This is a genomic window from Streptomyces sp. ADI95-16, assembly GCF_003721495.1.
Classification (GTDB): domain Bacteria; phylum Actinomycetota; class Actinomycetes; order Streptomycetales; family Streptomycetaceae; genus Streptomyces; species Streptomyces goshikiensis.
Genome location: NZ_CP033581.1, coordinates 5884771 through 5899122, shown reverse-complemented (window position 1 = coordinate 5899122; position 14352 = coordinate 5884771). Strand labels below are relative to the sequence as shown.

General features: G+C 73.3%; 10 protein-coding genes. 3 read left to right on the top strand and 7 right to left on the bottom strand.

The genetic code is table 11. The features are described 5' to 3' along the window. Positions 1 to 4: 4 nt before the first annotated feature. Together mycP and eccB are read right to left on the bottom strand one after the other, a co-directional pair. Positions 5 to 1279 carry a type VII secretion-associated serine protease mycosin gene (gene mycP / locus EES41_RS26525; protein ID WP_164495951.1) on the bottom strand — a complete coding sequence of 425 codons (1275 nt, stop codon included), beginning with the start codon at positions 1277 to 1279 and terminating at the stop codon, positions 5 to 7. Positions 1280 to 1290: 11 nt separating this feature from the next. Beyond that, on the bottom strand, positions 1291 to 2898 hold the full coding sequence (gene eccB, locus EES41_RS26520; RefSeq protein ID WP_123080600.1) for a type VII secretion protein EccB: 1608 nt from the start codon (positions 2896 to 2898) through the stop codon (positions 1291 to 1293). Between the two features lie 259 nt (positions 2899 to 3157). On the opposite strand from eccB, the gene eccE reads away from it, so the two are divergent. The 3 genes from eccE (at position 3158) to EES41_RS43165 (ending at position 7779) form a co-directional block, all read left to right on the top strand. Further along, positions 3158 to 4429, top strand: coding sequence for a type VII secretion protein EccE (gene eccE, locus EES41_RS26515; protein ID WP_123080599.1), 1272 nt, complete (start codon positions 3158 to 3160; stop codon positions 4427 to 4429). Next, positions 4426 to 5124, top strand: coding sequence for a hypothetical protein (locus EES41_RS26510; RefSeq protein WP_008737702.1), 699 nt, complete (start codon positions 4426 to 4428; stop codon positions 5122 to 5124). The genes eccE and EES41_RS26510 overlap by 4 nt, the downstream gene beginning before the upstream one ends. A 156-nt stretch (positions 5125 to 5280) precedes the next feature. Next, a complete protein-coding gene (locus EES41_RS43165) occupies positions 5281 to 7779 on the top strand; it encodes an SCO5717 family growth-regulating ATPase (RefSeq protein WP_254211570.1) in 2499 nt (832 codons plus the stop codon). Between the two features lie 86 nt (positions 7780 to 7865). Here EES41_RS43165 and EES41_RS26500 read toward each other — a convergent pair whose 3' ends face one another. From EES41_RS26500 to infB, 5 genes are all read right to left on the bottom strand, one after another. Next, a complete protein-coding gene (locus tag EES41_RS26500) occupies positions 7866 to 8831 on the bottom strand; it encodes a bifunctional riboflavin kinase/FAD synthetase (RefSeq protein ID WP_123080598.1) in 966 nt (321 codons plus the stop codon). A gap of 411 nt (positions 8832 to 9242) precedes the next feature. After that, the gene (gene truB / locus EES41_RS26495; protein WP_073776436.1) at positions 9243 to 10178 is read right to left on the bottom strand and encodes a tRNA pseudouridine(55) synthase TruB; all 936 of its coding nucleotides are present in this window, start codon (positions 10176 to 10178) and stop codon (positions 9243 to 9245) included. Beyond that, positions 10175 to 10624 carry a 30S ribosome-binding factor RbfA gene (gene rbfA, locus EES41_RS26490; RefSeq protein ID WP_008737692.1) on the bottom strand — a complete coding sequence of 150 codons (450 nt, stop codon included), beginning with the start codon at positions 10622 to 10624 and terminating at the stop codon, positions 10175 to 10177. The genes truB and rbfA overlap by 4 nt, the downstream gene beginning before the upstream one ends. Before the next feature lie 40 nt (positions 10625 to 10664). Beyond that, the gene (locus tag EES41_RS26485; protein ID WP_008737690.1) at positions 10665 to 10958 is read right to left on the bottom strand and encodes a DUF503 domain-containing protein; all 294 of its coding nucleotides are present in this window, start codon (positions 10956 to 10958) and stop codon (positions 10665 to 10667) included. A 152-nt stretch (positions 10959 to 11110) separates the two neighbouring features. Then, positions 11111 to 14230, bottom strand: coding sequence for a translation initiation factor IF-2 (infB, locus tag EES41_RS26480; RefSeq protein ID WP_123080597.1), 3120 nt, complete (start codon positions 14228 to 14230; stop codon positions 11111 to 11113). Between the last annotated feature and the right edge of the window lie 122 nt (positions 14231 to 14352).

The window sequence follows — 14352 nt, the reverse complement described above, 5'->3', positions numbered from 1 at the left end:
CCGTTCACTGCAAACGGTGTCTGCGTCGGCGGGCGTCCCGGATCACCGTCGCCGTACCGGCGATGACCGCGATCAGGACGACTCCGATCCCGAGAGCGTACGTACCGAGCCGTTCCTCGCGTTCCTGCGGGGTCTCGGTCAGGTGCATCGCCGCCGGCTGCGGGGCGGCCGCCGGGGGCGGCCCGGGGTCCGGGACGGGCTTCCTCGGGGGCTCCCGGTCCTGGGTGACCGCGCGCACCGGGTCGACGACGCCCCAACCGACGTAGTCGTCACGGCCCTTGACGGAGCGCTCGGCGGTGCCCTGGATCTGCCAGACGATCTGCTCCGGCGTCCAGTCCGGGTGCTGGGCGCGCAGCAGGGCGGCGACCCCGGCGACGTACGGCGCGGAGAAGCTGGTGCCGTTGTCGACGCACTGGCCGAAACCCGGGACGGTGGAGACCATGTCGACGCCGGGGGCCGCGACCGCGATGAAGTCGCCGGGCTGGGAGAACGCGGCCCGCTCGTTGTTGCGGTCCGAGGCGGCGACGGCCAGCACGCCGGGGAAGGCCGCCGGGAAGGTCCTGCGCTTCTCGCCGCTCAGGCCGTCGTTGCCCGCCGAGGCGACGACGACGACCTTGGCGTCGACGGCCCGCTTGACGGCCTTGGCGAGCTCGGAGTCCTCGCTCAGCGGTACGTCGGTGTCCTGGGAGATGTTGATGACCTGGGCGCCCTTGGACACCGCGTGGTCGATCGCCTCGCCCAGGGTCTTGGCGTTGCCCTGGCCCTGCCCGTCGTTCTGCCGGATCGGGATGATCGTGGCCTCGGGGGCCAGGCCGACGAAGCCGGTGCCGTCCTGGGGGCGGGCGGCGATCAGTCCGGCCACCTTGGTGCCGTGCCCGACGGTGTCGTTCGTGCCGTCGCCGCCCTTGGGGTCGACGTAGTCCTTGCCGGCGCCGGTGTCGACGGCGCCGGACAGCTGCGGATTGGCCCGGTCCACGCCGGTGTCGATGACGGCGACCCGGACGCTGGCGCCCTTGGCGTCCTTGCCCTTGGACTCGGCCCAGAGCGCGTCGAGCAGCAGCCGCTGGAGGGCCCAGGGACGGTCGGCTATCTGCTTCTTCATGGGGTACGTGCACTCGCCGGCGCCCGCGAGCCGCAGGGCCGGGGAGGCGGCCGGCGGGACTGACGGGGCCGCGCCGCCGGCCGCGCTCCCGGCCGCGCCCGCTACGGGCCCGGACAGGGCGAGGAGGGCGAGGGTCAGGGAGAGGGCGGGGAGCGCGCGGCGCGGGGGTGTGGACATGGCCGGCTCCCTCATGAACCCTGCGGCTGGCGCGACGAGTTGGTGTCCAGACGGGGCCCCTTGGAGAGGAACTCCGACCAGGCGATGGGCACCATGGCCGGGACGACCCCGCCGTAGCCGAGCCGGATCTGCGCCTGGCTGGCCTCGGGCCGGCCGTCGGAGGCCGCGCCCTGCTGCTGCTGGTCGGGCGCGCCGATCTTCGACTTCTCCGCGTCGCTGTCGCCGTTGGCCTGGACGGCGTACCGCAGCCCGGTGTCGGTGACCAGGAACAGGGAGCCTCCCGCGCTGGTCTGCTTGCCCTGGATCTGGGTGTAGAGCAGGCCGGAGCCGGGGGTGACGTACGCGCTCGTGCCGCTGGCGGCGATGTCCACGGGGAATCCGGTGCCGGCCCAGGTGCTCAGGGTCTGGTTGCCCTGACCGTCGACGGAGCGCAGCACGTTGCAGACGGTGTCGCGGTCGCCGGAGCCCGAGCCGGAGCCCGAGCCGCCCGCGCCCGGGGTGGTGCCCGCGGCCGCCGGGGCCCGGTTGATCTGGGCGGACTTCTTCAGCGGCCACTTGGCGTCGGCCTTGAAGGCGGTGGCCTCCGGGTTGAGGGACTGCAGGTCCACCTCGTGCGGCTTGCCGTTCATGTTGAGCACGTCGGTCGCGGGCGAGGAGATCAGCAGCCAGGCCACGAAGTCGGAGACCGGCGCGACCCGGCCGGGCAGCACCACGTAGTGCTGGGTGCCGGAGCCCGTCTGGGCCAGCAGCACCATGCCGACCTTGTTGTCGGCGGAGCCCAGCCCCTGCACCCCGGCGTCCGGTCCGGCGGTGGCCGGCAGCCGCGGGAACTCCAGCGGGTCCCCGGAGTTGAGGGTCGCCAGCCACTCCTCGGTGACCTGCTGCGGGACCGCCCCGGACCCGACGAGGGCGTTGGTGATCTTCCCGGCGTCGGGCGTGCCCTCGGGGAACTTGTACTTCGTCCCCGTCGCGTCGACGAGGTAGCGCTCCTTGGACCCGCCGGAGCTCTGGACGTACAGCACCTGGCCGTCGGTGACCTTGCGGGCGTCGTCCATCAGGCCCGCCTCGCGGTCGGCGAGGACGAAGGCGGCGGTCTGCACGCCCTGCCCGTTGCCGCCGGGCTGCTGGCAGACGGCCCAGCGCTTGGCCTTGGCAGCGTCCGCCGTGGCGGGGAGCCGGTCCGGGGCGTACGGGATGCCGATGATGGGACCGCGCGGCGGCTTGCCCGCGTCCAGCACCTTGTCCTCGACCTGGATGACCTTGAACTTCTGCGGGTCCAGCAGGAGTCGGGCGGAGGCCAGGTTGAGCACGGGGTGCAGCCGCGTCTGGCTCTTGCCGTTCACCTTGGTGGTGAGGACGACGTAGCGGGTCGTGGACTGCTTGCCGACGATGACGGCGGTGCCGGGGGCGTCCCAGCCCTTGGGCGCCTGCGGCTTGAACATGCCCCAGGCGCCGAACCCGGCGAGCACGACCATCCCGACGATCACCCCGGGCAGGACGGCGCGCAGCGGCCGGGGGGCGCCCTCCTCGGTTCCCGTGGCGGAGGGCTGGAGGAACGCCGCCACGGTACGCCGCTTCGCAAAGGTGTACGCGTTGAGCTCATCGCGTCGTGATGCCATGACCGCCTGCTTCTCCCCCGCACGGCCCGGTCGGTGAGTACGGTCCCCGGGCCTCGATTGTCGGACCGGGGACCTACTATGCCTCTTGACGGAGCGTGGACAGGGGCCGGGTAGGGTGCGGTTGCCGCTCGGCACCTCCGGCACCGGGGAAATCAGGGCTTGTTGGGGTGGATTGGGGAGATTCCGGGGGCATGCGGCGGGTGCCGCGCGTCCCGGAGTCCGTCGGGGTCCGCCCCCGGAAAGGGAAGGTGCGCGAGTGATGGCCACCGCGACGGAGCCGCAGGCGGCCGCGGCCGCACCCGCACGCGGCGGGGTGACGCCGCATCCGAAGTCCAGCCCGGGGCGGTTCGGTCCGTTCCGATTGCAACAGCTCGTACTCCTCCAGCTGGCGGCGGCCGGGCTGCTGGTGGCGTGGGTGGTCGGACCGCTGCTGCTGGTTCCCGCCGGCGTGCTCGCGGTGGTCCTGGTGGTCCTCGCCGTCGTACGCAGGCACCAGCGCTCCCTGCCCGAGTGGATCGGGGGCGCGCTGGCGCTGCGGGCCCGGCGGCGCCGGGCCGCGTCCGCGACCGTGCCGGCGGGCACCGAGCCGGGGCTGGCCCCGCTGGTCGAGGCCGATCCGGCGCTGCGGACGCTGACGTTCAGCGACCGGGACCGGCGGCCCGTCGGGATGATCGGCGACGGCACCTTCCTGACGGCGGTCGTCCAGGTGGACATGGACGCCACCGCGCTGCGGCCCGAGCGGGGGGCGCGGCCGCTGCCGCTGGCCGCCGTCCGGGACGTCCTCGAAGTGGACGGCATCAGGCTGGAGTCCGCGCAGCTGGTGCAGCACACCCAGCCGGCGCCCGCGCCGCACCTGCCGGCCCAGTCGATGGCCACCCGCAACTACGCGCCGCTGCAGGCCCTGACGGGCAGTCCGGCGGTGCGGCTGACGTGGATCGCGCTCAAGCTGGACCCGGAGCTGTGCCCGGAGGCGGTCGCCGCGCGCGGCGGCGGGCTCGCGGGTGCCCAGCGGTGCGTGGTGCGGGCCGCGGACCAGCTGGCGAGCCGGCTGGCCGGGGCCGGGTTCCGGGCCACCGTGCTGACGGAGCAGGAGCTGACGGCCGCGCTGGCGACGTCCTCGTGCGCGAACCCGATGGCGATCACCCAGGCGGGACGCTCGGCGAGCACGGGCCGGCGTACGGAGGAGACCCCGCGGGCGTGGCGGTGCGACGACCGGCGGCACACCACGTACTGGATAGGCCGCTGGCCGCAGCTGGGCGGCTCCGGTGCGGCGCTGCCGCAGTTCGTGGCGCTGCTGACCTCGCTGCCCGCGCTGGCGACGAACTTCAGCCTGACGATGGCCCCGGCCGAGCGGCACGGCGTCACGCTGACCGGGCACGTCCGGGTCACCGGGCGCAGTGACGAGGAGCTGGTGGCGGCCCGCCGGGAACTGGAGCGGACGGCGCGGGGCGTGAAGACCGGGCTGGTGCGGCTCGACCGTGAACAGGTGCCGGGGCTGCTGGCCTCGCTGCCGCTGGGAGGGGCGCGATGAGGGGCGGATACGGGCTGCTGGGGCCGCGCCGGGAACGGCACGTGGTTCCGGCGGCGGATCTGGACGCGCTGGCGCTGCCCGTCGGCGACGACGGGGTCGTCATCGGCGTGGACGCGGAGGGGCACCCGGCGGTGCTCGGCGTCAACCGGCCGACTCCGTACGAGGTGACGCTGATCGGCGGTCTGTGGACGGCCCAGGTGCTGGCGCTGCGCGCGGCGGCCACGGGCGCGCGGATCGCGGTGGAGACGGGGCGCGGGCAGGTCTGGTCCGGGCTCGCGCAGGCGGCGGGAGGCGGGCAGCCGTGCGTGACGCTGCACGACGTGGGCCGGGTGCCGCCGCAGGGCGCGTCGGCGGGCAGCCCGGTGCTGGTGGTCCGCGACTGCGGCATGCGGCCGCCGCGCGGCCGGGTGGTGGCGGGACCCTGGCAGTCCGTACTGACGCTGCTGCCGTACCTGAGCCCGGCGGCGCCGCGGCTGCTGCGGAACTCCTCGCTGGTGGGGGTGCAGCGGGTGTCCCCGGACGAGGCGCAGGAGATCGGCCGGCTGATGAACCTGCCGCGTCCGGCGGTGGATTCGCTGCCGACGCTGGGTGACGGGGTCACCCTGTGGTGCACACCGCGCGACCGGCAGTTCGTGATGACCCAGGGCACGGAGGCGGAGACGGGCCTGCTGGGACCGTCGCGCCGGATCGACTGACCGGGTGCCGGTGGTCCGGTCACCCGGAGACGCGCCGCGGCGCGGACTCCCGTGCGGACTCCCGTGCGGACTCCCGTGCCGGGGCACGATTAGGCTGAGTGTGGGCGTGGCGTCGAGGCGGGCGCCGGACCAGTGTTCGACAGACCAGGAGGACCAGTGAGCGGCGATCGGAACGAGAGGCGCGGCGGGACGTGGGACGTCCCGACGGACGATCAGTCCGACGCGGAGTCCGAGGTGACGGGCGAGTTCACCATCGACTACACCCCGCCCGCCTGGTACACGCAGGGCGCGGCCTCCGCCCCGGCCACACCGGTGCCGGGACTGCCCGAGGGCAGCGGCTTCGAGCCGCACCGCCCGACGGACGTGGTGTCGCCCCCGACCATGCGGATCGCTCCCCCCGTCCCCCGCACCCCGTCCGCCGAGTCCCCGGCCCCCGCGCCGTTCCAGCCGACTCCCGCGACCCCGGTCGCCGACGTCCCGGCCCCCGAGCCGCAGCCGGCCGTCCCGCCGGCCCCCGTCGAGGCCCCGGCCCCGTACGCCCCGGCTCCCGCGCCGCTGGCCCCGGTTGGCGACGCCCCGGCCCCCGAGCCGGTCGCCGAGACCCCGGCCCCGGCCGACGCCGTCCCCGCGCCCGAGCCGTACCCCGCCGTCCCGCCGGCCCCCGTCGAGGCTGCCCCCGCTCCCGCGCCGTTCACGGCTCCTGAGCCGGTCGCCGAGACCCCGGCCCCGGCCGATGCCGTCCCCGCGCCCGAGCCGTACCGGGCCACCCCGCCGGCGCCCGTCGAGGCCCCGGCCCCGGCTCCCGCGCCGTTCACGGCCCCCGAGCCGGTCGCCGGATCCCCGGCCCCGGTGGCCGACGTTCCGGCCCCGCCGGCGCCCGTCGAGGCCCCGGCCCCCGCTCCCGCGCCGTTCACGGCTCCTGAGCCGGTCGCCGAGAACCCGGCCCCGGCCGACGCCGTCCCCGCGCCCGAGCCGTACCAGGCCACCCCGCCGGCCCCCGTCGAGGCACCGGCCCCGTTCACCCCGGCTCCCGCGCCGGTGGCACCGGTTGGCGACGTCCCGGCCCCGGCGGACGCCGTCCCGGCACCCGGGCCGTACCAGGGCGTGTCCGCGCCTGCCCCGTTCGGGGGACACGGCCCGGTTGACGCCGCGCCGGCCCCGTTCGCCCCCGCGCCCACCGTGGACAACCCGTACGCCCCCGCGCCGGGCCCCGGCACGGAACTGCCGTCGCTGCCGCCGCAGTTCGCGGCTTCCGGGCAGCAGGACGGCTACGGGTTCCCGCCCTCCACCCCGGACCAGCAGCAGCCGCAGCAGCAGTCGCCGCCGCACGGGTACGGGTTCCCGCCCGCTCCGGCTCCCCAGTCGCAGCCCCAGCCGCAACCGCAACCCCCGTACGACCCCCGCGCCCAGGCGCAGTGGCCGCAACCGCAGGCGCAGGCGCAGTACGACCCCCGCTACCCGGCCGGCCAGGCCACCGGTGGGGCGCCCCTCGGCTACACCGCCGCCGTCGAGCTGTCCTCCGACCGCCTGCTGCGCGGCAAGCAGAAGTCCAAGCCCCAGCGCTCCCCGTTCCGTTTCGGCGGCAAGGCGGCCGAGGCCGAGCGGCTGCGCAAGCTGGAGCAGATCCGTACGCCGGTGATGTCCTGCTACCGCATCGCCGTCATCAGCCTCAAGGGCGGCGTCGGCAAGACCACGACCACCACCGCCCTCGGCGCCACCCTCGCCACCGAGCGCCAGGACAAGATCCTGGCCATCGACGCGAACCCCGACGCCGGAACCCTCGGCCGCCGCGTGCGCCGCGAGACCGGCGCCACGATCCGGGACCTGGTCCAGGCGATCCCGTACCTGCACTCGTACATGGACATCCGGCGGTTCACCTCGCAGGCGCCCTCCGGCCTGGAGATCATCGCCAACGACGTGGACCCGGCGGTCTCGACGACCTTCAACGACGAGGACTACCGCCGCGTCATAGAGACGCTCGGCCGCCAGTACCCGATCATCCTGACCGACTCGGGCACCGGCCTCCTCTACTCCGCCATGCGCGGCGTCCTGGACCTGGCCGATCAGCTGATCATCATCTCGACGCCCTCCGTGGACGGGGCGAGCAGCGCGAGCACCACGCTCGACTGGCTCTCGGCGCACGGGTATTCCGACCTCGTCTCGCGTTCCCTCACCGTCATCTCGGGGGTCCGCGAGACCAGCAAGATGATCAAGACCGAGGACATCGTCCAGCACTTCGAGACCCGTTGCCGCGGTGTGGTCGTCGTCCCGTTCGACGAGCACCTCGCGACCGGCGCCGAGGTCGACCTCGACCTGATGCGGCCCAAGACGCGCGAGGCGTACTTCAACCTCTCCGCGCTCGTCGCCGAGGACTTCGTCCGCGCGCAGCAGCAGGCTCCCCAGGCCCACTGGGGCGCACCGCAGCAGCAGGCCCCGCAGGCTCCCCAGCAGCCCCAGCCGCAGCAGCCGTACCCGTACCAGCAGCCCCCGCAACAGCCGCAGCCGCAGCCGTACGCGCAGCCCTACCCGCAGCCGGGCCAGCCCTGGCAGCCGCAGGCCCCGCAGCCCCAGGCCCAGCCTCCGCAGGCCCCGCAGCCGCCGGCCGGTCAGCCCCCGCAGCCGGGGCAGCCCCCGCGCGACCCGCGCCTCGGCTGACGGACACGACGGCAACGCGAAGGGCCCGTACCCCCTGGAACCCAAGTCCCAGGACGGTACGGGCCCTCGCCCGTCGCTCTGCCCGCCTACTGACCGCGGCGCGGCGCGTCGTACGTCTCCGTCAGCACCCGCGCCCGCTTCACGTCGTCCGCGATCGCCTCCAGCAGCCCGTCCAGCGACTCGAACTTCGCCATCCCCCGCACGTACGCGAGGAAGTCGACGGTCACGTGCTTGCCGTACAGGTACAGCCCGATCCGGTCGATCGCGTACGCCTCCACGGTCCGGTCGGTCGCGTCGAACTGGATGTTCGTGCCGACCGAGATCGCCGCCGGCATCCGCTCGCCGTCCGCCGTCAGCCAGCCCGCGTACACCCCGTCCGCCGGGATCGCGGTGTGCGGCCGCGTCTCCACGTTCGCCGTCGGGTAGCCGAGCTCGCGCCCGCGCTGCGCACCGCGCACCACGACGCCCTCGACCCGGTGCGGCCGTCCGAGGATCTCGGCCGCGCCGTCCATGTCGCCCTCGGCGACCAGCCGGCGGGCCAGCGTCGAGGAGAACGGCACGCCGCCGCCCGCCTCGCCCCGCTCGACGAGGTCCACGACGTTGACCTCGTAGTCGTACGTGCCGCCCAGCTCGCGCAGGAAGTCCACGTTCCCGGCGGCCTTGTGGCCGAAGCGGAAGTTCGGCCCCTCGATGACGGCGCGCGCGTGCAGCTTGTCGACGAGCACCTTCACGATGAAGTCCGCCGGGGACAGCTGCGAGAACTCCGCCGTGAACGGCAGGATCAGCAGCGCGTCGACACCCAGTCCGGCCATCAGCTCGGCCCGCCGGTCGTACGGGGCCAGGATCGGCGGGTGGCTGCCGGGGCGCACGACCTCGCTGGGGTGCGGGTCGAAGGTGACGACGACCGAGGGGACGCCGAGCTCACGGGCGCGGGCCACGGCCCGTCCGATGATCAGCTGATGTCCCCGGTGTACGCCGTCGTAGGAGCCGATGGTGACGACGCTGCGTCCCCAGTCCTGGGGGATGTCCTCCAAGCCACGCCAGCGCTGCACTGTGACCGCTCCTCGCCCGAACCCGTGTAGTCCCTGTACTGATTGCACGTCTAAGACTGCCATGCCGGTGCGCGGCGACCCGCATCGGCGTCCGGCTCCCGGCCGCTCCACGTCAGGTTGCGGCTCAGGTCACATCCCGGCCGGCCCGCTGAGCGTCTGCGCCGCGCGTCGAACACCGCGTCCGGATCGGGCAGTACGGGCAAGCGCCGCGACGGGAGGCAGGCGAAGACCAGCGGGAAAGGGCACGCGTGGTGAAAGCGCCCCCTTGCGCTCCCTCCAGTCACTCCGAGCGCCTGCTCGGACGGGTGAAGAGGGGGGTCCGGGTGGATAGAGACCTACCCGAGGGGGATCGTGGAGCGGTGAGCGGCAAGCAACGAGCGCTCACCGCTCCACGTCAACCGGGCTCCGTACTCAGACGAAGACCGCGAGCGACTTCGCCTTGCCGCCCTTGCTCTCCACGAGCCCGAGCAGCTGCCCGTCCGGCCCGTAGACCGCGACGGTGCGGCCTTCCGCGTACTCGTCCGGCATGTCGATCCGCACGCCGTTGGCGAGCAGCGAGGCCCGCCGCGCGTCCAGGTCCCAGCGCGGGAACGCCGCGGCCGCCGCCTCGCCGATCGGCATGACGGTCAGCTCCTCCTGGAGCTGGTCCAGGGTCCGCGCCCGGTCGAGCTTGTACGGCCCGACGCGGGTTCGCCGCAGCGCGGTGAGGTGACCGCCGACGCCGAGGTCGGCGCCGAGGTCGCGCGCCAGGGCGCGGATGTACGTACCGCTGGAGCAGACGACGGAGACGACGAGGTCGACGACCTTGGTGCCGTCCTCGGCCTCCGCGTCCCGCATGTCGTACACCTGGAACGACGAGATGGTCACCGGCCGGGCCGGGATCTCGAAGTCCTCGCCGTCACGGGCGCGCTTGTAGGAGCGCACGCCCTTGATCTTGATGGCGCTGACCTTGGACGGGACCTGCATGATCTCGCCGGACAGCTTGGCGATGCCCTTGTCGACGGCCTCGCGGGTGACCCCGGAGGCGTCCGTCGACGAGGTGATCTCGCCTTCGGCGTCGTCGGTGAGGGTGTCCTGCCCGAGACGGATCGTCCCGAGGTACTCCTTCTCCGTCAGCGCCAGGTGACCCAGCAGCTTGGTCGCCCTCTCGACGCCGAGCACGAGGACGCCCGTGGCCATCGGGTCGAGCGTGCCGGCGTGCCCGACGCGGCGGGTCTTGGCGATCCCGCGCATCTTGGCCACGACGTCGTGCGAAGTGAAGCCGGAGGGCTTGTCGACGATGACGAGCCCTCCCGCGGCCTCCGGCCCGGAGGTGCCCCCCGGCTTCTTTCCTGCCTGCCTGCTCATTCCGCGGCTGCGTCCTCGTCGTCGTCGCCCGGCTTCTTGTACGGGTCGGCCTCACCGGCGTACGTGGCGCCGGAGGAGACCTCGCGCACCTGGGCGTCGGAGGAGCGCGCCTTGTCGAGGAGGTCCTCGATGGTCTTCGCGTTCTCCGGGAGGGCGTCCGCGACGAAGGTCAGGGTGGGCGTGAACTTGGTTCCCGCCGCCCGGCCGACCGCGGAACGCAGCACGCCCTTGGCGCTCTCCAGGCCCGCTGCCGCGCTGGCCCGGTCCTCGTCGTCGCCGTAGACCGTGTAGAAGACCGTGGCCTCCCGCAGGTCGCCGGTGACGCGGGTGTCCGTGATGGTCACATGCGTACCGAGGCGGGGGTCCTTGACTCCGCGCAGCAGCTTCTCGGCCACCACCTCCCGGATGAGGTCCGCCAGCTTCTTCGCCCGCGCATTGTCGGCCACTGGTCCGTCTCCTTCTTCTGTCTTGCAGACAAGCTATAAGTCAGTCTTCATCACCGTGGAGGCGCCGTCGTACCGACAGCAGTTCCACTTCTGGACGCGCCGCGACCAGCCGCTCGCAGCGGTCCAGTACGTCCGACACGAACCCCGCGTCCCCGCTCACCAGGGCGACCCCCAGGCGAGCCCTGCGGTGCAGATCCTGGTCGCCCACCTCGGCCGCGCTCACGGAGAACTTGCGTTGGAGCTCGGCGACGATGGGCCGGACGACGGAGCGTTTCTCCTTCAGCGAGTGAACGTCGCCGAGGAGCAGATCGAAGGACAGAGTGCCCACGTACATGCAGTTCCGGATATCCCGCCGGTGCGGGTTCGGTGGCCTGCCGGCCGTCGCTCGGCAGGGTCACCAGAACCGTACACGCAACGGCCGGGGCCGATCGACGGATATTCCGCCGACCGGCCCCGGTGTACGACACGGTGCGAACCGCCTCGCGCTTACGCGCGCGGCTTCTCGCGCATCTCGTACGTCGCGATGACGTCGTCGATCTTGATGTCGTTGTAGGAACCGAGGTTGATACCGCCCTCGAAGCCTTCGCGGATCTCGGTGACGTCGTCCTTGAAGCGGCGCAGACCCGAGATGGTGAGGTTCTCGGCGATGACCTTGCCATCGCGCAGGAGCCGCGCCTTGGTGTTGCGCTTGACCTCGCCGGAGCGGATGAGAACACCCGCGATGTTGCCCAGCTTGGACGAGCGGAAGATCTCGCGGACCTCCGCCGTACCGAGCTCGACCTCTTCGTACTCCGGCTTGAGGAGACCCTTCAGGGCCGCCTCGATCTCCTCGATGGCCTGGTAGATCACCGAGTAGTAGCGGACGTCGACGCCCTCGCGGTCCGCCATCTGCGCGGCACGGCCGGCCGCACGGACGTTGTAACCGATGACGATGGCGTCGGAGCCCATCGCCAGCGAGATGTCCGACTCGGTGACCGCACCCACACCGCGGTGCAGGACGCGGATGTCGACCTCTTCGCCGACGTCGAGCTGGAGCAGCGAGGACTCGAGAGCCTCGACCGCACCGGACGCGTCGCCCTTGATGATGAGGTTGAGTTCCTGGACCAGACCGGCCTTGAGGACCGAGTCGAGGTCTTCCAGGGACACCCGGCGGACGCGCTTGGCGAAGTTGGCGTTGCGCTCACGCGCAGCACGCTTCTCGGCGATCTGACGGGCGGTGCGGTCCTCGTCGACGACGAGGAAGTTGTCGCCGGCGCCGGGGACGTTGGTGAGACCCAGGACCAGGACGGGGGTCGACGGACCCGCTTCCTCGACGTTGTTGCCCTTGTCGTCGAGCATGGCGCGCACTCGGCCGTAGGCGTCGCCCACGACCATCGTGTCGCCGACGCGGAGGGTACCGCGCTGGACGAGGACGGTGGCGACGGCACCGCGGCCGCGGTCGAGGTGGGACTCGATCGCAATACCCTGAGCGTCCTGCTCCGGGTTGGCGCGGAGGTCGAGCGAGGCGTCGGCGGTGAGGACGACGGCCTCCAGCAGGGAGTCGATGTGCAGACCCTGCTTGGCGGAGATGTCGACGAACATCGTGTCGCCGCCGTACTCCTCGGCGACCAGACCGAACTCGGTGAGCTGACCGCGCACCTTGACCGGGTCGGCACCCTCGACGTCGATCTTGTTGACCGCGACGACGATCGGGACGCCGGCGGCCTTGGCGTGGTTGAGCGCCTCGATCGTCTGCGGCATGACGCCGTCGTTGGCCGCGACCACGAGGATCGCGATGTCGGTCGACTTCGCACCACGGGCACGCATGGCGGTGAACGCCTCGTGACCCGGGGTGTCGATGAAGGTGATCTTGCGCTCTTCACCGTTGACCTCGGTACCGACCTGGTACGCACCGATGTGCTGCGTGATGCCACCGGCCTCGCCCGCGACGACGTTCGTCTTGCGGATGGCGTCGAGCAGTCGGGTCTTACCGTGGTCGACGTGACCCATGACGGTCACGACCGGCGGACGCGGCATGAGGTATTCCTCGCCGCCCTCGTCCTCGCCGAACTCGATGTCGAAGCCCTCGAGGAGCTCGCGGTCCTCTTCCTCCGGGCTGACGATCTGAACGACGTAGTTCATCTCGCCGGCCAGCATTTCGAGGGTCTCGTCGGAGACGGACTGCGTGGCAGTGACCATCTCGCCGAGGTTCATCATCACGGCGACGAGCGACGCCGGGTTGGCGTTGATCTTCTCCGCGAAGTCGGTGAGGGAGGCACCGCGCGACAGGCGCACGGTCTCGCCGCCACCGCGCGGCAGCATCACGCCGCCGACGGACGGGGCCTGCATGGCCTCGTACTCCTGGCGCCTCTGACGCTTGGACTTGCGACCACGACGGGCCGGACCGCCGGGACGGCCGAAGGCACCCTGCGTGCCACCACGGGCACCGGGACCACCGGGACGCCCGCCGAAGCCGGGACGACCGCCGCCACCGGCACCGGCCGGACCGCCGCCGAAGCCGCCGCCACCGGGACGCGGGCCACCGAAGCCGCCACCGCCGCCGGGACGCGAGCCCGGACCGGCCGGACGACCGGCGAAGCCGCCGCCCGCGGGACGACCGGCACCGCCGGGACGACCCGCGCCACCCGCACCGGGACCACGGCCACCGGGGCCGCCACCGGGACGGGGACCGGGACCACCGGCAGCGGGACGCTGCGGCATCATGCCCGGGTTCGGACGGTTACCACCGGGGGCACCGCCCGGACGCGGGGCGCCGCCCTGCGGACGGGGCATGCCGCCCGGGGTCGGACGACCCGCACCGGGACCCTGGGGACGCGGAGCGCCACCGGGACCACCCTGCGGGCGGGGAGCACCCTGGCCGCCGCCGGCGCCGGGGGCACCGGGACGGGGAGCGCCGGCCGGACGGGGCGCCTGCGGGCGCGCCATGCCGGTGGAGCCACCAGAGGTGAACGGGTTGTTGCCCGGACGGGGACCGGCCGGACGGGCGCCCTGCGGACGCGGGGCCTGAGCACCCTGGGGGCGCTGGCCCTGAGCACCGGGAGCGGTGCCGGCCGGACGCGGAGCGCCGGGACGGGCACCGGCCTGGCCACCCTGGGCCGCCGGACGCTGCTGCGCCGGACGGGGGCCGGGGGCCGCGGCGGGACGCTCGGTGCGCGCCGGGGCGGCCGGAGCCGCCGGAGGCGCGGAGAACTCGGTCGCCACGGGAGCCGCCGGAGCGGGCTTCGGGGCGGCCGGAGCCTTGGGACCGGGACGCGGGCCGGGGGCGGCCGGGGTCACCGGGGCGCTGACGGCCGGAGCCTCGGCAGCGGCGGGCTTGGGAGCCACCGGTGCGCCGGGCTTCGGGGCAGCAGGACGTGCCGCGGCGGCCGGGGAGGGCGCCGCGGGCTTGGCGGGCGCGGCCTTGCGGGGCGCGCCGGGCTTCGCAGCGGACTTGCCGGCGTTGCCGCCGGGCCCCTGCAGTGCGTCAGTCAACTTGCGTACAACCGGCGCCTCGATCGTCGAGGACGCCGAACGGACGAATTCACCGAGTTCTTGGAGCTTGGCCATGACGACCTTGCTCTCCACCCCGAACTCCTTGGCGAGTTCGTATACCCGGACCTTAGCCACTTCGCTCCTTTTAGGTCCGGGTTACGCCGGACCGTCGCTACTTCATGGGCGTACTCATCGCGTACTCATCGAGTGCTCATCGCAATCTCGACCTACTTCCAACTCGCGAGGTACCTGACCGC